Annotated in this window: 20 protein-coding genes; 8 read left to right on the top strand and 12 right to left on the bottom strand. The window is 68.3% G+C overall.

The features are described 5' to 3' along the window. Positions 1-8 precede the first annotated feature (8 nt). From ACM6LU_RS10490 to kstD, 4 genes are read right to left on the bottom strand one after another with little or no spacing between them, the layout of a single operon-like run. Positions 9-1,034, bottom strand: a complete 1,026-nt coding sequence (locus ACM6LU_RS10490; RefSeq protein WP_414937430.1) for a 2Fe-2S iron-sulfur cluster-binding protein — start codon at positions 1,032-1,034, stop codon at positions 9-11. Continuing rightward, on the bottom strand, positions 1,031-1,291 hold the full coding sequence (locus tag ACM6LU_RS10495; protein ID WP_414937431.1) for a hypothetical protein: 261 nt from the start codon (positions 1,289-1,291) through the stop codon (positions 1,031-1,033). The genes ACM6LU_RS10490 and ACM6LU_RS10495 overlap by 4 nt, the downstream gene beginning before the upstream one ends. Beyond that, on the bottom strand, positions 1,288-2,427 hold the full coding sequence (locus ACM6LU_RS10500) for a Rieske 2Fe-2S domain-containing protein (protein WP_414937432.1): 1,140 nt from the start codon (positions 2,425-2,427) through the stop codon (positions 1,288-1,290). The genes ACM6LU_RS10495 and ACM6LU_RS10500 overlap by 4 nt, the downstream gene beginning before the upstream one ends. Beyond that, positions 2,424-4,094, bottom strand: a complete 1,671-nt coding sequence (gene kstD, locus ACM6LU_RS10505; RefSeq protein WP_414937433.1) for a 3-oxosteroid 1-dehydrogenase — start codon at positions 4,092-4,094, stop codon at positions 2,424-2,426. Before kstD ends, ACM6LU_RS10500 begins: the two co-directional genes overlap by 4 nt. Before the next feature lie 100 nt (positions 4,095-4,194). Here kstD and ACM6LU_RS10510 point away from each other — a divergent pair, with 100 nt between their 5' ends. From ACM6LU_RS10510 to ACM6LU_RS10540, 7 genes are all read left to right on the top strand, one after another. Next, complete coding sequence (locus tag ACM6LU_RS10510; RefSeq protein ID WP_414937434.1) at positions 4,195-5,793, top strand: FAD-binding protein; 1,599 nt, start codon at positions 4,195-4,197, stop codon at positions 5,791-5,793. Positions 5,794-5,836: 43 nt separating this feature from the next. Continuing rightward, a complete protein-coding gene (gene hsaA / locus ACM6LU_RS10515; RefSeq protein ID WP_414937435.1) occupies positions 5,837-7,012 on the top strand; it encodes a 3-hydroxy-9,10-secoandrosta-1,3,5(10)-triene-9,17-dione monooxygenase oxygenase subunit in 1,176 nt (391 codons plus the stop codon). Further along, positions 7,012-7,860 (top strand): 4,5:9,10-diseco-3-hydroxy-5,9,17-trioxoandrosta-1(10),2-diene-4-oate hydrolase, encoded by an 849-nt coding sequence (gene hsaD, locus ACM6LU_RS10520; RefSeq protein ID WP_414937436.1) that lies wholly within the window; start codon positions 7,012-7,014, stop codon positions 7,858-7,860. The genes hsaA and hsaD overlap by 1 nt, the downstream gene beginning before the upstream one ends. Next, the gene (hsaC, locus tag ACM6LU_RS10525; protein ID WP_414937437.1) at positions 7,860-8,774 is read left to right on the top strand and encodes an iron-dependent extradiol dioxygenase HsaC; all 915 of its coding nucleotides are present in this window, start codon (positions 7,860-7,862) and stop codon (positions 8,772-8,774) included. The genes hsaD and hsaC overlap by 1 nt, the downstream gene beginning before the upstream one ends. After that, positions 8,771-9,325, top strand: a complete 555-nt coding sequence (hsaB, locus tag ACM6LU_RS10530; protein ID WP_414937438.1) for a 3-hydroxy-9,10-secoandrosta-1,3,5(10)-triene-9,17-dione monooxygenase reductase subunit — start codon at positions 8,771-8,773, stop codon at positions 9,323-9,325. The genes hsaC and hsaB overlap by 4 nt, the downstream gene beginning before the upstream one ends. Positions 9,326-9,421: 96 nt before the next feature. Then, the gene (locus ACM6LU_RS10535) at positions 9,422-9,640 is read left to right on the top strand and encodes a protease inhibitor I9 family protein (RefSeq protein ID WP_414937439.1); all 219 of its coding nucleotides are present in this window, start codon (positions 9,422-9,424) and stop codon (positions 9,638-9,640) included. Position 9,641: 1 nt separating this feature from the next. Beyond that, a complete protein-coding gene (locus ACM6LU_RS10540; protein WP_414937440.1) occupies positions 9,642-9,944 on the top strand; it encodes a S8 family serine peptidase in 303 nt (100 codons plus the stop codon). A gap of 298 nt (positions 9,945-10,242) precedes the next feature. On the opposite strand, the gene ACM6LU_RS10545 is transcribed toward ACM6LU_RS10540, so the two are convergent. Together ACM6LU_RS10545 and ACM6LU_RS10550 are read right to left on the bottom strand one after the other, a co-directional pair. Beyond that, positions 10,243-11,289: a fatty acid desaturase family protein gene (locus ACM6LU_RS10545; RefSeq protein WP_414937441.1), complete on the bottom strand. Its 1,047-nt coding sequence runs from the start codon at positions 11,287-11,289 to the stop codon at positions 10,243-10,245. Positions 11,290-11,842: 553 nt separating this feature from the next. Continuing rightward, a complete protein-coding gene (locus ACM6LU_RS10550; RefSeq protein WP_414937442.1) occupies positions 11,843-12,211 on the bottom strand; it encodes a nuclear transport factor 2 family protein in 369 nt (122 codons plus the stop codon). A 59-nt stretch (positions 12,212-12,270) separates the two neighbouring features. Here ACM6LU_RS10550 and ACM6LU_RS10555 point away from each other — a divergent pair, with 59 nt between their 5' ends. Then, positions 12,271-13,212 carry an RNA polymerase subunit sigma-70 gene (locus tag ACM6LU_RS10555; RefSeq protein ID WP_414937443.1) on the top strand — a complete coding sequence of 314 codons (942 nt, stop codon included), beginning with the start codon at positions 12,271-12,273 and terminating at the stop codon, positions 13,210-13,212. A 48-nt stretch (positions 13,213-13,260) separates the two neighbouring features. Here ACM6LU_RS10555 and ACM6LU_RS10560 read toward each other — a convergent pair whose 3' ends face one another. Genes ACM6LU_RS10560 through ACM6LU_RS10585 form a run of 6 tightly spaced genes read right to left on the bottom strand, consistent with a single transcriptional unit; the run spans position 13,261 to position 18,751 of the window. Beyond that, on the bottom strand, positions 13,261-13,392 hold the full coding sequence (locus ACM6LU_RS10560; protein WP_414937444.1) for a hypothetical protein: 132 nt from the start codon (positions 13,390-13,392) through the stop codon (positions 13,261-13,263). Positions 13,393-13,403: 11 nt separating this feature from the next. Beyond that, a complete protein-coding gene (locus tag ACM6LU_RS10565) occupies positions 13,404-14,375 on the bottom strand; it encodes an acyl-CoA dehydrogenase family protein (RefSeq protein ID WP_414937445.1) in 972 nt (323 codons plus the stop codon). Continuing rightward, on the bottom strand, positions 14,372-15,301 hold the full coding sequence (locus ACM6LU_RS10570; RefSeq protein WP_414937446.1) for an acyl-CoA dehydrogenase family protein: 930 nt from the start codon (positions 15,299-15,301) through the stop codon (positions 14,372-14,374). The genes ACM6LU_RS10565 and ACM6LU_RS10570 overlap by 4 nt, the downstream gene beginning before the upstream one ends. After that, positions 15,298-16,431 carry an acyl-CoA dehydrogenase family protein gene (locus ACM6LU_RS10575; protein WP_414937447.1) on the bottom strand — a complete coding sequence of 378 codons (1,134 nt, stop codon included), beginning with the start codon at positions 16,429-16,431 and terminating at the stop codon, positions 15,298-15,300. The genes ACM6LU_RS10570 and ACM6LU_RS10575 overlap by 4 nt, the downstream gene beginning before the upstream one ends. Continuing rightward, positions 16,431-17,264 carry an enoyl-CoA hydratase gene (locus ACM6LU_RS10580; RefSeq protein ID WP_414937448.1) on the bottom strand — a complete coding sequence of 278 codons (834 nt, stop codon included), beginning with the start codon at positions 17,262-17,264 and terminating at the stop codon, positions 16,431-16,433. The genes ACM6LU_RS10575 and ACM6LU_RS10580 overlap by 1 nt, the downstream gene beginning before the upstream one ends. Then, the gene (locus tag ACM6LU_RS10585) at positions 17,261-18,751 is read right to left on the bottom strand and encodes a FadD3 family acyl-CoA ligase (RefSeq protein ID WP_414937449.1); all 1,491 of its coding nucleotides are present in this window, start codon (positions 18,749-18,751) and stop codon (positions 17,261-17,263) included. Before ACM6LU_RS10585 ends, ACM6LU_RS10580 begins: the two co-directional genes overlap by 4 nt. Positions 18,752-18,819: the final 68 nt, after the last annotated feature.

Raw genomic sequence — 18,819 nt, forward strand, 5'->3', positions numbered from 1 at the left:
GGGAACTCCTATTCGTAGGTGACGGTGACCTCGTCGGTCAGCGGCAGGGACTGGCACGCCAGCACGATGCCTTCGGCGATGTCGTCGCCGTCGAGGACCTCGTTGTTCAGCATCTTCACCTCACCGGAGGTGATCCGGCAAGCGCAGGCGCTGCACTGGCCAGCACGGCAGGAGAACGGCGCGTCAAAACCCTTCTCCAGTAACAGGTCCAGCAGTTTCGTCCGGCGCGGCCACTCGAATCTCCTGGTCTCGCCGTCGAGGGTGACCTCGACTCCCGCCGGGGTCTCGGCCTCTTCGACGACGACGGGCTCGGCCACCTCGAACGGATTCCCGCCGAGGGAAAGGAACCGTTCCAGGTGGATCCGCTCGCGGGGCAGGCCGAGGTCCTTGAGCGCCGAGCGCGCCGCGTCCATGAACGGCCCGGGACCGCAGATGAACGCCTCGTGCGCGGTGTACGGCGCGACCAAGGCGCGAAGGTGCGCCTCTGTCGGCAGTCCTTGCAGGCTTTCGAGCCAGTGCAAGACGATCATCCGGTCTTCGTGCCGAGCCGCGAGGCCCGCCAGTTCCCGCGCGAAGATCACCGATCGCTCGTCACGGTTCGCGTAGAGCAACACGACCTTGCCGCTTCCCTGTTCCAGGGCCGACTTCAGGATCGACATCACCGGCGTGATCCCGCTTCCGCCCGCGAGCAGCAGGAAGTCCTCGTCGAGTGACGCGGGGCTGAACACCCCGGCGGGCGGCAGGACCTGGACCTCCTGGCCTGCCTGGAGCTTGTCGCAGAGCCAGTTCGACCCGTAGCCGTCCGCGGTGCGTTTGACGGTGACCTGGACCCGGTTCTCGTGCGGCGCGCTGGAGAGCGAATAGCAGCGGGCCACCGACCCGGTCCGGTCGCTCGGCACGCGGACGGTGAGGAACTGTCCTGGGGTGTAAGCGAAACCGGCGACGTGCTCGGCCGGGATCTCGAAGACGATCGACGACGCGTCGGCCGTCTCGGTGATCACCTCGGCCACGGTCACGGTGACGGGACCACTCATTCGGGCACCTCCAGCGAGCCGTCCTTCACCGCGGCGTCGATGCTGTCGCTGAGGTTGCCGCAGGTGTCGAGCAACGCCGTCCGCGCTCCGGACGCCTTCTGTTCCGCGAACACCGGACAGCTCCGGGCCGCGTCGCTCGTCCACTGGACGCTGGTGTGCTGCACGCTGTTCTTCTTGACCAGCACACAGGTCCCGCACGAGCGGCAGCTCAACGGCTGGAGCCCGGCGGTGAGGAACTCGACGGTCTCGGGCTTCACACCCCGGCCTCTTCCGCCTGCTGCCGCGCCAGGTTCTCGGCCACCTCCGCCGCCCAGACCTCGTTGGCGCGGCTGGTGTCCACTTCGAACTCGAAGCGCCGCGTCATGTCCTCGGTGACGTCGGCCGCGTCCACATAGAACTGGTCGTACCAGCGGCGCAGCTGGTAGACCGGCCCGTCCTCCTCGCACAGCAACGGGTTGTCGATCCGTGTCTTGTTGCGCCAGATCTCCACGTCCTGCAGGAAGCCGACGCCGATACCCTTGGCGAACTTCCCGGCGATCTTGTCCGCGTGCTCGTCCGAGACGCCCTCGAACTTCTTCACGCTCACGCCCCACTGCAGCACGAACGAGTTCTCGGTGACCGGGTAGTGGCAGTTGATCAGCACGTTCTCGATCTCGAAACCCTGGTACGTGTTGAGCAGCGTGTTGATCATGTAGGACGGCCCGAAGTAGGACGCCTCCGACCGCAGCAGGTTCTCCTCGCCGCCGTAGTTGGACGCCATTCCCTTGTCCGGGCGGCCTTTCGTGTTGAGGTACTGCGTGGCGACATGTCCCTCGAACACGTTCTTGAAGTAGGTCGGGAAGGCGTAGTGGATGTAGAAGAAGTGTGCCATGTCGACCATGTTGTCGATGATCTCGCGGCAGTTGGAGCCCTCGATCAGCACCGAGTCCCACGTCCAGTTGCTCCACTCGCCGTTGAACACTCCCTCGATCCGCGGGATCACGACATCCTCGGGCGGCGGGTTGCCCTCCGGGTCGTGCCAGACGAACAGTTGCTTGTTCTCCTCCAGCACCTGCCACGTCTTCGTCCGTGCCCGCAGCGGAACCCTTTTCGCGTAGGGGATCGAGACGCATTTGCCGTTGCCGTTCCAGCGCCAGTCGTGGAACGGGCAGGCGATCTCGTCGCCTTTGACCTCGCCCTGGGTGAGGTCGCCGCCCATGTGGCGGCAGTACCCGTCGAGCACGTTCAGCTTGCCGGACGAATTGGCGAAGACCACCAGTTTCGTCCCGAACGCCGTGATGGCGTGCGGTTTCCCGTCCCGGAACGGCTCGGCGAGGCCGAGACAGTGCCAGCCGCGCGCGAATCGCGAAGGGGGTGCGCCCGCGTCGATCTGCCGTACGGATTCCGTCGTCATCGGCTGCCTCCCGGTTGACCGTGATCTTGCTGCGCGAGGTGCTCGGCGGCAAGATAGCCGAACACCATCGCCGGGCCGATCGTCGCGCCGGGGCCGGCGTAGGTGCGGCCCATCACCGCCGCGCTCGTGTTGCCCGCCGCGTAGAGTCCGTCGATCACCGACCCGTCCTCGCGCAGGACGCGCGCGTGCGGGTCGATCCTCAAACCGCCCTTGGTGCCCAGGTCACCGGGCACGATCTTCACCGCGTAGTACGGCGCGACGTCCAGCGGGCCCAGGCTCGGATTGGGCTTGTTCCGCGGATCGCCGTAGTAGTGGTCGTACGCGCTGCGCCCGCGGTGGAAGTCCTCGTCCACGCCGCTCTTCGCGAAGCCGTTGAACCGCCGCACGGTGGCCTCCAGCGCGTCGGCCGGGACCTCGATCCGCTCGGCGAGCTTCGCGAGCGTGCTCGCTTTGACCGCGATGCCCGCTTTGAACCAGCGGCTGGGCAGTGGCAGGCGCGGGCCGAGACCGGTGAACATGTACCGGTTGCGGTTGCGCTGGTCGAACACCAGCCAGGTCGGGAAGTTCTCGCCAGGCCCGTCGCCGTCGCCGTACATCGCGTGCACGGCCTCGACATAGGGCGCCGATTCGTTGACGAAGCGTTCGCCTCGGGCGTTGACCATCACACAACCCGGCCGCGACCGCTCGGCGAGCGCGAACCACGGGCCGCCGGTCAGCGGGATCGACGGGCCCCACCAGGCGTCGTCCATCAGGTCGGTGGCCGCGCCGAGTTTGAGCCCCGCGCCGATCGCGTCACCGGTGTTGGCTTCGGCGCCGACGGTCCACTCGGTGCCGATGGGCGCACGCTGGTACTTGACCCGCATCTCCTCGTTGCGTTCGAACCCGCCCGCGCCGAGGACGACGCCGAGCCGCGCGCGGATCAGCTTCTCCTCACCCTCATGACGGACCACGACGCCGACCACGCGATCGCCCTCGGCCTCGAGGTCCAGAAGCGGCGTGTTCAGCCAGATGGGGACATTCGCCCACCGCAGCCCCGCACGCAACCCGGCCGCAAGCGCTTGCCCCATGGAAAGCAGCCGCTGACGGCGAATCCGGCTGACCAGCCAGCGCCCACCGAGTCCGAGGACGCGGAGGATCCCGCGCGGATGCCGGGCGAGCAGGCTCAGCCACCGGTAGTCCGCCTGGGTGATCGGGGCGCCCAGCGGGGGAGGGCTGTAGGGCGGCTCCAGATTCGCCAGTTCCGGCCCGAGCACGTTGCCGTCGAGGGCGACCGGTTCGACCGACCGTCCGCCTGCCCGTCCGCCGGGCGCCTCCGGGTGGTAGTCCGAGTAACCGCGGACCCATCGGAAGCGCAACGGCGACTTGTCGCAGACGAACGACAGGACTTCCGGGCCGCGGTCGAGGAAGGCCGACCGGAGTTCGGCCGGGACGACGTCCCCGACGATCGACTGGAGGTATTCGCGAGCCCTCTCCGGGGGTTCTTCGATCCCGGCCGCGCGCAGGGCGTGGTTGCCGGGAATCCAGACTCCGCCGCCGGAGCGCGCGGTGGAGCCACCGAAGTGGGCGGCCTTCTCCACGACCAGGACCTCGAGTCCCCGGTGGGCTGCGGACAGCGCGGCGGTCATCCCGGCGGCACCACTGCCGACCACGATCACGTCGTAGTCCATACGCCCCTCACCTGAAACACGTTGTAGGAAGCATGTAGCAACATCCGTGCTGCTCCAGTCACCATAGACGAGAACGTGTTCTAGTTCTAGGGTGGGTGTCATGGACTCCCTCGTCGCGGATGTGGTGATCGTGGGCTTCGGGGCGGCCGGCGCCTGTGCGGCGATCGAAGCCGCCGACGCGGGCGCCCGCGTGCTGATCCTGGACCGGTTTTCCGGCGGTGGCGCGAGCGCTGTCAGTGGAGGTGTCGTCTACGCCGGTGGCGGGACGCCGCAGCAGCGGGACGCGGGCGTCGACGACAGCGTCGACGCGATGTACGACTACCTGCGCCTCGAGGTCGGCGACGTCGTCTCCGAGGAGACTCTGCGGCGGTTCTGCGCGGGCAGTACGGAGATGGTCTCCTGGCTCGAGGGCAACGGGGTCCCGTTCGAAGGCAGCCTGTGCCCGTACAAGACGTCCTATCCGAGCGACAAGCACTATCTGTACTACTCGGGCAGCGAGGCGGCGGGCGGCTTCCGCGACGCGGCCAAGCCGGCACCGCGCGGTCACCGGGTCAAAGGTCCGGGAACCTCGGGAAAACTGCTGATGAAGCGCCTGGCCGACGCCGTCCGGAGCCGCGGTGTCCAGGTATTGCCGCAGGCCGCCGCCCGGAAGCTGATCGTGGCCGCCGACGGCACCGTGACGGGTGTCGCCGTGTCCACCCTGCGGGACGCTCCCGCCCGCGTGCGGGCCGCGCATCGGAAGCTGGCCGCGTACGCCGCCAAGCCGGGGATCTACGTGCCGTCACTGCGGAAGTCGCTGCATCGGCGGGTGGACCGGATCGAACGCCGCTACGGGCGTGAGCTGCGAATTTCAGCCACACGCGGGGTCGTTCTCGCCGCGGGAGGGTTCATCGCGAACCGCGAGATGGTGCGCGAGCACGCGCCCGCGTATCGCGGCGGCCTGGCGCTGGGGACCTCGGCCGATGACGGGTCCGGGATCCGGATGGGGGCCGAGGCGGGCGGGGCCACGGCGGAACTGGGGCGGATCTCCGCCTGGCGCTTCATCACCCCGCCGCCGGCGTTCCTGGGCGGCCTGCTCGTCGGCAAGGCGGGCGGGCGGATCATCGACGAGTCCCGGTACGGCGCGGCCGTCGGCGAACGCATGATCACCGAGCACGAAGGGCGCGGCTGGCTGCTGGTCGACGACGCCATCGTGCGGGACGTACGGCGTGACGCGCGTAAGCAAAGCCAGTGGTTCCAAGCACTTCAGGTGCGCTACCTGCTGCGGCGACGAGTCGTCGCCGGTTCGCTCGAAGACGTCGCGCGCAAGGCCGGTGTGGAACCTGACGGGCTCATCGCCAGTGTCGCGGCCTCGCGCTCCGGCGCCGACCCGACGGGCAAACCCGAGGAGTTCACGCGCCCGCTGGATCGGGCGCCGTACTCGCTGATCGACGTCTCGATCCGGCCCAACCTCGGCTATCCGTGTCCGATGCTGACGCTGGGTGGCCTGGTCGTCGATGAGGAGACCGGGTCGGTGCGGTCCGCCACCGGTGTCCCGATTCGCGGGCTGTACGCGGCGGGCCGGACCGCGGTGGGAATCTGTTCTAGGTCCTATGTGAGCGGCCTGTCGCTGGCTGACTGCATCTTTTCCGGCCGGCGTGCGGGAGCGCACAGTGCGCTCGATCGGGGATCGGTCGACAAAAACGAGAACGTGTTCTAGTCTTGCATCCGGTTCACGGAGTACGGCGAGAGAGGGAACGCATATGAGCGAGCACGCCGCGCAGGACGTGATCGCGGGAATCCGGGAGCTGCTGCCGGTCCTGCGGGAGCGGGCGCAGGAGGCGGAGGACGCCCGGCGCGTTCCCGAGGAGTCCGTCAAATCCCTGCAGGAGACCGGGTTCTTCAAGCTGCTGCAGCCGAAGACGTTCGGTGGCCTCGAAGCCGACCCGGTGAGCTTCTACACCGCGGTCAAACTCGTCGCGAGCGCGTGCGGGTCCACGGGCTGGGTCGCCTCCATCCTCGGCGTCCACCCGTGGCACCTCGGCCTGTTCGAGGCCCAGGCGCAGCAAGACGTCTGGGGTGACGACGCCGACGCCCGGATCTCCTCGTCGTACGCGCCGATGGGCAAGGCGGACGTCGTCGACGGCGGTTACCGGCTCAGCGGGCACTGGAGCTTCTCCTCGGGCTGCGATCACGCGACCTGGGTGCTGCTGGGCGGGCCGGTGTTCTCCGGCGGCAAACCTGTCGACTTCTGCACGTACCTGGTGCCGATCTCCGACTACACGATCGAAGACGTCTGGGACACCGTGGGCCTGCGCGGCACCGGGTCCAACGACATCGTCGTGAACGACGTCTTCGTCCCGAAGCACCGCGCGCTCAGCTTCATCGCGACTTCGAAGTGCAAGACGCCGGGCCAGGAGATCAACCCGGGACCGCTGTACAAACTCCCCTACGGTTCGGTGCATCCGAGCACGATCACCGCACCCATCATCGGGATGGCCCAAGGCGCCTACGACGCGCACGTCGAATATCAGGGCAAGCGGGTACGCGCGGCGTACGCGGGCGAACAGTCCAAAGAGGACCCGTTCGCCAAGGTGCGCATCGCCGAGGCGGCGAGTGAGATCGACGCGGCCTGGCTGCAGTTGACGCACAACATCGACGAGCTGTACCAGTTGGCGTGCAAGGGGGAGAAGCTCCCGTTCCCCACGCGGCTGCGGGTCCGGCGTGACCAGGTCCGTGGCACGGAACGCGCGATCTTCGCGATCGACAGGCTCTTCGAGAACTCCGGCGGCCGTGCCTTGAAAACTGGCACCCCCGTTCAACGGTTCTGGCGCGACGCCCACGCCGGCCGCGTGCACGCGGCGAACGACGCCGAGCGCGCCTACGTCATGTTCGGAACCGGTGCCTTCGGGTTGCCCGTCGAGAATGCGATGGTCTGATGACCGAAGGCAAATACGTCACCGTCCAAGGTGGACTCAAGCTGCACTATCACGAGACGGGCGGTGAACACCCGGAGACGGTCATCCTGCTGCACGGCGGTGGCCCCGGCGCGTCGGCGTGGCGCAACTTCGGCCGCAACCTGCCGGTGTTCGGCAAGAACTACCGCACACTGGCGATCGACCAGCCGGGGTTCGGCCGGTCGGGCAAACCGACCGAGCATCCGCAGTATTTCCGCCACAGCGCGGACGCCGTCACCGGGCTGATGGACGAACTCGGCATCGAGCGCGCCCACTTCGTCGGCAACTCGCTCGGGGGCGGGACGGCCGTGCGGCTCGCGTTGAACCACCCGAAGCGCGCGGGTCGTCTGGTGCTGATGGGCCCTGGTGGGCTGAGTGTGAACCTGTTCGCGCCCGATCCCACCGAGGGCATCAAGAACCTGGGCCGGTTCAGCGCTCCGCCGGGGCCGAGCCGGGAGAAGCTCGAAGCCTTCCTGCGGATCATGGTGCACGACCAGTCCTTGATCACCGAGGAACTGATCGACGACCGGTTCGCCGCCGCGAGCGCGCCGGAGTCCCTCGCCGCGATGAAGGCGATGGGCAAGTCGTTCGCCCGGCCCGACACCTACGAGGAGGGCATGCTCTGGCGCGAGGCGCATCGCCTGCGTCAGCGGGTGCTGCTCATCTGGGGCAGGGAAGACCGGGTCAACCCGCTCGACGGCGCCTTGTTCGCGCTCAAGCTGATCCCGCGTGCCCAGCTGCACGTGTTCGGCGGTTGCGGGCACTGGGCGCAACTGGAGAAGTTCGACGAGTTCAACCGGCTGGCACTCGACTTCCTGGGAGCCTCCTGATGGGTATCCGTTCGCTCGCCTACCTCCGCATCGAAGCGACCGACATGGCCGCGTGGCGCGAATACGGGCTGAAGGTCCTCGGCATGGTGGAGGGCTCCGGCACGAATCCGGAGGCGCTCTACCTGCGGATGGACGACTTCCCGGCGCGGCTGGTGATCTTCCCCGGAGAGCACGACAGGCTCGCGGTGGCGGGCTGGGAGGTCGCCACCGTCGGCGAACTCGACGAGATCCGGGCCAGTCTCGACGCGCATTCCGTGCCGTACAAAGAAGGAACGCCCGACCAGCTGGTTGATCGGCGGGTCGACGGCCTGGTGTCCTTCGAGGACCCGTCGGGCAACACACTCGAAGTCTTCCACGGTGTCGCGCTGCGGCACCGGCGCGTGGTGAGCCCGTACGGTCACAAGTTCGTGACCGGCGAACAAGGGCTTGGGCACGTCGTACTGTCCACACACGACGACGAAGCCTCTTTGCGGTTTTATCGCGACGTCCTCGGCTTCCGGCTGCGGGACTCGATGAAGCTGCCGCCACAGATGGTCGGCAGGCCCGCGGACGGCGCCCCGGCGTGGCTGAGGTTCTTCGGGTGCAACCCGCGTCACCACAGTCTCGCGTTCCTCCCGATGCCGACCCCGAGCGGCATCGTGCACCTCATGGTCGAAGTGGAGAGCACCGACGACGTCGGCCTCTGCCTCGATCGTGCCATCCGCCGGAAGGTGCCGATGTCGGCGACCCTCGGTCGGCACGTCAACGATCTGATGCTCTCGTTCTACATGAAGACCCCCGGCGGATTCGACGTCGAATACGGCTGCGAGGGAAGGCAAGTGGACGACGAGAGCTGGATCGCCCGAGAGAGTACGGCGGTTTCCCTGTGGGGACACGACTTTTCCGTCGGCGCCCGGCCGCCGGGTCAGTCGTGACCCGGGTGGCGGACGTCGGGGCGAGTATCGATTCGGCGCGCTTCCGGTCGGTGCTCGGGCACTTCTGCACCGGCGTCGCGGTGGTGACCGGCCACGACGGCCGGGCGCCGGTGGGGTTCGCGTGCCAGTCGTTCGCGGCGCTTTCCCTTGACCCGCCGCTGGTGTTGTTCTGCCCGGCCAAGACTTCACGGACGTGGGCGGTGCTCGCCGAATCCGGGCGGTTCGCCGTCAACATGCTCGCCGGGCACCAGCAGGACGTCAGCGCGGTGTTCGGCGCCCGCGGCGTGGACAAGTTCGCTTCGGTCGAATGGACCCCCGCACCGTCCGGCTCCCCGTTGCTGGCGGGGGCTTTGACGTGGATCGACTGCGAGCTCGAAACCGTGCACGAGGCGGGCGACCACTACGTCGTCGTCGGCAGGGTCACCGCGCTCGGCGAGCCGTCCGACGATCGGCCCCTGCTGTTCCACCGCGGGCGGTACACGGTGACCGAACCGGTGCCGGGCGAACTCGCGGCACTCATGCCGTGGCCACGTCCGGACGATTGGTTGTAACCGTAAAGACGAAGAATGTAAAACTGTCCATTCTTGTGAATTTCGCTTAGCGTTTTCAGTGGAAGCTCGCCAAGGGATGGGGACAGCTACATCGTCGTGCTCAAGGACGGCTCCGCCGCCGACAAGCCTTCGCTGGCGAGCAAGTTCGGCGGGACCATCGGACGGCAGTCTACGCAGGGCATCAGCGGTTTCTCGGTGGCGCTGGGCGAGCGGCAGGCCAAGCGCCTCGCGGCCGATCCTGCCGTCGCCTTCGTGGAGCAGAACAAGGTGCTGCGCGCCGAGGCGACGCAGGGATACGATTGTCGTCGACAATGACATGAACGCGGACGACGGTTACGGCCACGGCACGCATGTCGCGGCCACGATCGCCGGAACGAAATACGGTGTCGCCAGGAATGCTTCGCCGTACCCGGTGCGGTTCCTCGGTTCCGACGGCAGCGGCGCGACCGCGGGCGTCGACTGGATCACCCAGAACGCCAAGAAGCCCCCCGTGGCCAACGTGAGCCTCGGTGGTGGCGCGTCGCCCGCGCTGGGCACCGCGGTGCGGAACTCCACGAGGCCGGTGCCGCGGCGCTGTACCTGTCGTCGCACATCGGGGCCACCGCGGCCCAGGCGCTGATCAGCGCTTCGGCTCCGGGGCTGGCGACCAACCCCGGAGGCGGCAGCCCGAACCGCACGCTCTACGTCGGACAGGTTTCCCCGGGGTGGCTCGGTCCCGGCGTTGCGCCGGGACCGAGCTTTCCGTCCGCGTGGCCGAGGAGGACCGAGCAGGGGAACGCAAGGCCAACGGAGGCAAGGACAGCAGTTGGCCGAGTTCGGCGATCGCCCGGAGGAATTCCGGGCGTTCCGGTCCGCGTCTGCCGGATTGCCCATGGCTCAGCGTCATACACCGAAAGTAAGAAGCCGTGTCTGGAGTGTCAACGGCGTGCCGCGGGTGTCTCAGCCGGTGAACCCTCCGAAAGTCGGATCGGCTCACCGGCTTCGTGCAGGCTGCGCAACGCGAGCGCGTACGACTCCATGAGCCCCGTCTCGTGATACGGGACGCCGATTTCCGCGCAGTATCCTTGGACGATGGGCCGGGCGCGGCGAAGATGCGGCGACGGCATACTCGGGAACAGATGGTGCTCGATCTGGTAGTTGAGCCCGCCGAGCGCGACGTCGACGACCCTGCCGCCGCGGACGTTGCGTGACGTGAGCACCTGCTTGCGGAGGAAGTCGAGTTCGGTGTCCCCGGACAGGATCGGCATCCCCTTGTGGTTGGGCGCGAAGATCGATCCCATGTAGACACCCCACAGTGCTTTGTGGACGACGAAGAAGACGAGGGCCTTGCCGGGGGAGAGGACGGCGAGCAGCGCGCTGAAGTAGAGTACGAAATGGGTGAGCAGCAAGGCCGCCTCGAGTCCGCGCCGCCGGATGCCCGGCTTCGAGACCGCGCGGATGCCGGAGACGTGCAGGTTCAGGCCTTCGAGCGTGAGCAGCGGGAAGAACAGGAACGCCTGGTAGCGGCCGATGAACCGCGGAATTCCTTTGCTCGCCCGTGCCTGATCCTTCGACCACACCAGGATGTCCGGGTCGACGTCGGGGTCGAGACCCTCGTGATTCGGGTTCGCGTGGTGGCGGGTGTGCTTGTCCATCCACCAGCCGTAACTCATGCCGACGCCGAGGTTCCCCGCGATGCGGCCGGCGACCTCGCTCGGACGCCGGGTCCGGAACACCTGCCGGTGCGCGAGATCGTGCGACAGCAGGGCGATCTGGCCGAACAGCACCGCCTGGAAGACGGCTATCCCCAGCTGCCACCAGGAATCCCCGATCGCGAAGAAGGCGATCCAGCCGGAGACGAAGAGCGTGGCGACCAGGCCAACGCGGAAGACATAGTAGCCGGGACGGCGGTCGAGGAGGCCCGCTTCGCTGACGCGGCGGGACAGGCGGGCGAAATCGCTGCCTGTGCGGAGGTTTGCGGTCACCGTTGTGAGTCTAGTCGGGAGCGTCGTGGGGTGAATGCGGTGAGCAGGTGGGCCGGTGCGGGGGCTGACCCTACCTCCGGTGCTGACCGGAGCGGCCATGGGGGTCGAGGCGGCGTCGGAAAGTCGCGGATAGCCCAGAGGTACGCCGCTCGCGGGCACTTTTGAATATTTCTGCCCGGTCGAGTTCGATTACGTGCGGTCGAACGTCTGTTCGAGTATGATCATGGTTATGACCACTACTCTTGCTTTCAATCCGAGGGCTGCTCGCTTTCTTGATGCCGCGTTCGATGAGGAGGTGTTGCTTCGTCGGGTGCAGGGGCGTCAGGGGCGTGCGTTGGCCGAGTTCGCTGGGGTGGGTGGTTCGCGCCACCGGACGAAGGACTCCGTCCGGTGACGGCACCAGCACGCCCCGAGCACGCATGGCGCGGAACGCGCTCACCAGACCATCGTGAGTGACAAGTCGCGCTTCAACCTGCCGCCCATCGTCGCCTGCTCGCGGCCTGCCGAGAACGCGCCTCGCGGCGTCCCACCATGCCTACGACCCCACCATGCCCTACGACCTCACCGCCGCCTCCCGAGCAGCGTCGAAAGGAGCCCGATCGAATACGATCCGCACTTCCACGATCTTCCCGTCCCGCACGGTCACCAACTCGGCCCCGGGCGCGCTCGCTACCGGCAGGGTCGCGGTGTCGTACATCAGCAGCGCGGTCGTTTCGTCCCCGAACGCCGAAAGCAGCGTCGAGCCGGTCAGGATCCGGGTGAACGGACCCATGAATCCGCGAAACGCCTCCGCGCCCGAAAGCCGCCCGGCGGGCGCGTGACACACGATGTCGTCGGCGATGTAGGTCATCGCCTTCTGGAAGTCCTTGCCGGTCCAGGCCCGGTGGTAGGAGAGCGCGACGTCCAAAGCTGGGCTGGTCATGACGGTTCCTTTCTTCAGCGGTCACCACGTCAGACACCGCCCCCGCCCGAAGTGGAACGGTGCATCGCGAAAAAGGTCGTGACAAGATCGCACACGTGAGGACAACGGACGAGCAAGGGTTTCGCGAGCTCACCGACACCTACCGTCACGAGTTGCACCTGCACTGTTACCGCATCCTCGGCTCCCTCACCGACGCCGAGGACGCTGTCCAGGAAACCCTGCTCGCCGCCTGGCGTGGCCTCGACGCCTTCGAGGGTCGCTCGTCGCTACGTACCTGGCTGTACCGCATCGCCACCAACCGTTGCCTCAACGTCCTGCGCGACGCGGGCCGCCGCCGTCCACCCGAGCCGGCGCCCCCGTTCGACCCGCCGGAACCCAGCCGTCGCGGTGAGGTGACCTGGCTACAGCCGTATCCGGACGAGCTCATCGAGGACCGAAAACCCGGCCCCGAAGCGCGCTACAGCACCCGAGAGGCAGTCGAGCTCGCGTTCATCACCGGCCTCCAGCTCCTCCCGCCCAGGCAAGCCGCCACCCTTGTCCTGCGAGACGTCCTGTGCTTCCCTGCCAATGAGGTCGCGAGCATGCTCGGCACCACCGAGACCGCGATCAAGGGCATGCTCCAACGCGCCCGCGCGTCGCTCGACAAGCACCGAGCCCGCGCCGCGCACCGTCCGTCACCGCAGGAGCGCGCGCTGACCAGGCGGTTCGCCGACGCGTTCACCGCGGGCGACCTCGACGGCGTCCTCCGCCTGCTCACCGACGACGCGTGGCTCGCCATGCCGCCGGCGCCACACGAGTACCACGGCCTCGAAGCGATCGCCGGTTTCCTCCGCGTGACCATGGCCGTGCCGGTCCCGCAGGGCTTCACCATGACGCCGACCCGGGCCAACAACCAGCCTGCCCTCCACTGCCGCCATGGCGAGGCGTCGGCGGGGCTGATGGTGCTCACCCTCGACGGCGATCGGATCCGTGCCGTCACCCGGTTCCTGGCTCGGAAGTAGCTCGCCAAACGGTCGCAGAGCACGTCGATGTCCACCACGGGCTGTCCATCACCCGATCTCCTCGGGTGTTCCCCGGTGCCGCGCGAACACGTGCTGATGGAAATGCGCGACGACCAGGTCGTCGCCCAGACGACCGGCCCACCAGCGGGTCTTCGCCGCGGTGCTTGGCGCGGATCGCACAGTCCACCGGATCACGATAACGGCGGGCGCACCCGCCCCAGGTGATCGCCGGGCGAGCCGAAAAGGTGCGCCGCGCCGTGCGCCCGCTTGAAGTAGCGGTGCGCCGGATGCTCCCAGGAGATCGCGATCCCGCCGTGCAGCTGGATCATCTCACCCGCCACCGTCGCCAGCGCCTCGGAGCAGTACACCTTCGCCACCGCGGTCAGCCTGCTCGACTCCGGCGCCGCGTAGGCCGCCGAACGTGCGGTCTCCACCAGGACGTGGAGATCGGCCATCCGGTGCTTCACCGCCTGGAACCCGCCGATCGGCCTGCCGAACTGGTGCCGCTGCTTGCTGTACTCCACCGTCAGCTCGAACGCGCGTGCCGCCGCCCCGGCCTGCTCGGCGGCGAGCACTGCGCACGCGACGTCCCGCAGCGCGCCGAGGTCGACCGGGCCGATCAGCCGGGCGGGCGTACCGTCGAACGTGACGTGAGCCAGCCGCCGGGACTCGTCCATCGCCGGAGTCCGTACCCCGAGAACACCCGCGACCTCGTACAGCGAGTCCCCGGCGAGCACCAGCAGAATCTCGGCGTCGTCGCCGTGGAGGACATAGTGTGCCTCACCCGCCACGGCGGACTCGACGACGCGGCAGGCAGGAGCGCCCCATCGGCCATCGGCATCGGCCCAGGCCACCGCGCCGACGGCACCTTCGGCGAGCCGGGGGAGCAGACGCTCGCAGGCCTCGTCGTTGCCGGTGGCCAGAATCGCGTGCACGGCGAGCACGGCCGAACCGAGGAACGGAACGTCGGCGAGGACCCGCCCCAGTTCCTCCGCGACGACCTGCAGTTCCGCCATTCCGGCACCGAGACCGCCGAACCGTTCGGGAACGGCCAACGCCGCCACGCCGATCTGCTCGCACAGTTCCGGCCAGGGATCCGCTTCCCGGTCCAGCAGTTTCCGGACGCTGTCCCGCAGCGCGTCCAGCTCGGCGGTGAACGTCATGACAGCACCCGCTCCCGGTGAAACCGCGGCGTTCCCCAGGCGCCGACGAGCGCGCGGACCCTGGTCAGCCGCAGGCCTAGCGCGTGTTCCGCGGTGTAGCCGATCGCGCCGTGAACCTGCAGCCCCGTCCGGGCGGCGAGGTGCGCGGCGTCGCCGCACGCCACCTTGGCCGCGGAGATGTCGCGCCGGTCCAGGGTGACGGCCGCGCCGAACAGCAGCGGTTCGGCCAACGCGAGTCCGGTCGCGACGTCGGCGAGCAGGTGTTTGACCGCCTGATACCCGCCGATCTCCCGCCCGTACTGCTTGCGTTGCGCGGCGTACGCGACGGACGTGTCGAGCAGCCACCGCCCCGCGCCGAGGAGGTGCGCGGCCGTGGCGAGGCAACCCAGTTCGAACGCGCGGTCCGCGTCGAGCGCGGCGCCGAGGTCGTCGCCCGCCACCGGCGGGAACAGCCGCCGCGAACTGTCTACAGAGGACAACAGAGGGCCGGGGGTGAACGCGCGCAGCCTGCCGTTCTCGACCGCGAGACGCGCGTCGGCGACGTCGGCATCCAAGGCGTACGGCACATGCGGCGCGAACGCCACCGATGCCAGCGTCTCCCCGGACGCGACCGACGTCAGCAGTTCGTCGTCCAGCAACGACGGCAGCACGGCCACGGTGTCGGTCCACGGCCCGGGAACGCAGTGGTACCCCAGCCGTTCGAAGCCGACGGCCAGATCGACCGGGGTGGCGCCGAGCCCGTCGTACCCTTCGGGGACCGCCAGCGCGGTCACCCCGAGCTCCGCGAGCCGTCGCCAGATCTTGAGGCCAGGGCCGGGATCGCCCGTCGCCCAGGACCGGTTGGCCGATTCGGTGTCCAAACCGCACAGAAGATCGTGCAGGCTGCGGGAGAATCGCTCCTGCTCACCGGACAGCGCGAACCTCATCGGGCCCCCTTCGGCAGGCCGAGTAGCCGTTCGGCGACGATGGACCGCTGGATCTGGTCGGTCCCGCCGTAGATCGGGCCCGCCAGGGAGAACAGCCAGCCGTCGCTCCACGGGCCGCGCAGTTCGGCGTCCGGGCCGAGGACGTCGAGCGCGGTTTCGTGGAGGGCGACGTCGAGGTGGGACCAGAACAGCTTGTTGACACTTGATTCCGGCCCCAGCGCGGCGCCTTCCGCAAGACGGGTGACCGTGCCGAGGGTGTACAGCTGGTAGGCCCGCGCGCCGATCCACGCGTCGGCGACCCTGTCGGCCGTGTGGGCGGGACGGCCGGCGCCGGTCCACAGTGAGACCAGCCTGTCGGCCGCGGCGAGGAACCGGCCGGGGCTGCGCAAGGACAGCCCGCGTTCGTTGTTCGCCGTCGTCATCGCGACCCGCCAGCCCTCGCCCGGCGTGCCGATCACGTCCTCGTCGGGGACGAAGACGTCGTCGAAGAAGATCTCCGCGAACCCCGGTTCACCGTCCAGTTGGGGGATCGGCCGGACGGTGACCCCGTCGGCCCGCAGATCCACCATCAGATAGGTGAGGCCCCTGTGCCGTATCGAATCCGGATCGCCGCGGAAGAGACCGAAAGCCCGGTCGGCGAACGTCGCCCGTGAACTCCAGGTCTTCTGCCCGCTGACCCGCCATCCGCCGTCGCAGCGGGTCGCGGTGCTCCGGAGCGCGGCGATATCGCTGCCCGCCTCGGGTTCCGACCACGCCTGCGCCCAGACTTCCTCGGAGCGTGCCATCTTCGGCAGGATTCGACTCCGCTGTTCTTCCGTGCCATGGGAGAACAGTGTGGGCGCGAGCATGAAGACGCCGTTCTGGTTGACCCGGGGCGGCGCGCCGGCCGCGTAGTACTCCTCCTCGAACAGCACCCACTCCAAGAGGCTCGCGTCCCGCCCGCCGTACTCACGTGGCCACGAGACCACCGACCACCGGGCGTCGGCCAGTCTCGCTTCCCATTCCCGGTGTTGCGCGAATCCCTCGGCGGTGTCGAACGACTTCAGCGGCTCGGCGGGAACATTGGTGTTCAGCCAGGAGCGTGCTTCGTCACGGAAAGCGAGTATCTGCGGGTCCAGGTCGAGGTTCATCACGAACTCGCGTCCCGCATCGAGCGCGCGTCCTGCCCGCCAAGGGAATCCCCGCCGGACATCTCGGCGTTGTGCGCGTGCGCGAAGTGGTGCAGGCCGAACACGGAGTCTATTCCGGACCGCAGGCCCATCAGATCCTCGGCCTGGTTGACGGCCTTCTTGGCGAGCGCGAGACCCAGCCGCGGCATCACCGCGATCTTCTCCGCCAGCGCCATCGTCTCGGTTTCGAGGTCGGCGCGGGGAACGACCCGGTTCAGCATGCCCCATTCCTTGGCCTGCTCTGCCGTGAACCGTTCGCCGGTGAACAGCACCTCCTTGGCCGCACGCGGACCGAGGACCCAGGGATGCGCGAAATACTCGACGCCGGGAATCCCCATGCGCACCACGGGATCGGCGAAGAACGCGTCATCGGAGGCGACAATCATGTCGCACACCCACGCCAGCATGAGCGCGCCCGCGACGCACGCGCCCTGCACACTCGCGATGGTCGGCTTCGGGATTTCGCGCCACCGACGGCACATGCCGAGGTAGACCTCCGACTCGCGGGCGAACCGCTGGTCACCGCCCTCGGCACCGACATGGTCCCACCACAGGACCGCCTTGCGCTCGAAGGAGACGTCCACGTCGCGTTCCGGGGTCCCGATGTCGTGCCCGGCGGAGAAGTGCCTACCCGCCCCGGCCAGCACGATCACCTTGACCTCGGGTTCGTCGACAGCGCGGGTGAACGCGGCATCGAGCGCGTAGGTCATCGCCGAGTTCTGCGCGTTCCGGTACTCCGGCCGGTTCATCGTGACGACGGCCACCGGCCCGCGTCGCTCGTACTCGACGGTCATCCGTTCTCCTTCCGCAACACGCGTTTGAGCACCTTCCCCGACAGATTGCGTGGAAGTTCCGCCACGAAATCGACGAATCGAGGAATCTTGTAGTTGGCCAATTCGCCCTCGCAGTGCGCGATGACGTCCTCTGTGGACAGTGCGCTTCCAGTGCGCGGGATGACGAACACCTTGCCGACCTCGCCGAGCCGCTGATCCGGCACGCCGACGACGGCGGACTCCGCGACGCCGTCCAGCCTGCTGAGCACCTGTTCGATCTCGGCCGGGTACACATTGAACCCGCCGCAGACGTACATGTCCTTGATCCGGTCGACGATCTTCAGATATCCGCGTTCGTTCAGCACGCCGACATCGCCGGTGTGCAGCCAGCCGTCCGTGTCGACGGCCTTCGCGGTGGCGTCCGGATCGTCGAGATAGCCGAGCATGACGTTGGGCCCGCGCAACAGGACTTCGTCGTGCTCACCGAGTTTCACCTCGAACCCCGCCGTCGCGCGGCCGGTGTAGTTCGCGACCAGCTTCGCGTCATCGCCGGGACGGGACATCGTCGCGACCACGGCTTCGGTGAGTCCGTACGCGGTGAGTACGGTGTCGAAGCTCAGTTCGGTCTGCATCCGCTCGACGAGCGCGACCGGCACGGTGGCGGCCCCGGTGACGGCGAGCCTCAGGCTGGAGAGATCGTGGTTCGCGCGTTCGGGCGCGTCGAGCAGTACCTGGTGGATCGTCGGCGCGCCGGGCAGCACCGTGACGTGCTCGGTTTCGATGAGCCGCAGGGTTTCCCGGACGTCGAAGGTGCGCTGCGGCAGCATCGTGGCCCCGCGCAGCACGGCTGCGACGATTCCCGCCTTGTAGCCGAAGCTGTGGAAGAACGGGTTGATCACCAGGTAGCGGTCCTGCTCGGTCAGGCCACCGCAGTCCGCCCAGGCCCCGGCGACGCTCAGCGCCTGCCGATGGCTGCTCATCGCGCCCTTGCCGCGGCCGGTGGTCCCGGAGGTGAACAGGATGTCGCTGACGCCGTCCGGTTCCGCGGGACTGACGAAATCGCTGTCGAGACCGGTGAGCGCGTCCCATTCCGTGACACCGGAGATCGGTTCTTCGACGCCTTCGACGGGGATGCGCAACACGGTGCCGGGGCGAGCGGAGCCGAGGTCCGCCAGACGGTCCGTGCCGAGGAACGTGCCGGTGATCACCAGCGCGGAAACCCGTGCGCGCTCAAGGATGTCGATGGTCTCGCGGGCGGTGAAGCGAGTGTTGACCGGGACGAGCGTCGCCCCGGCGTACAGCGCGCCGAGCCCGGCGACGACCCAGTGCCAGGTGTTGGGGGAGCAGATCGCGACCCGTTCGTGGCCCTCGAAGAACCGAGCCGCCTGCCGCACCCGCCGCGCCAGTTCGGCATAGCTGAGCCGGACTTCGCCGTCGACGAGTGCTTCTCGTCCGGCGAAGTGTTCCGCGGCCCGGTCGAGCGCCGCCGGGATGGTTCCTTCAGTCATCGAAGTCTCCCTAGCAAGTGCTTGGTAGGGTAGCCTACGCAGCGGGCTCTGGTTTGGCTAGAGGAGGC

Source organism: Amycolatopsis sp. cmx-11-51 (genome assembly GCF_047608665.1).
Classification (GTDB): domain Bacteria; phylum Actinomycetota; class Actinomycetes; order Mycobacteriales; family Pseudonocardiaceae; genus Amycolatopsis.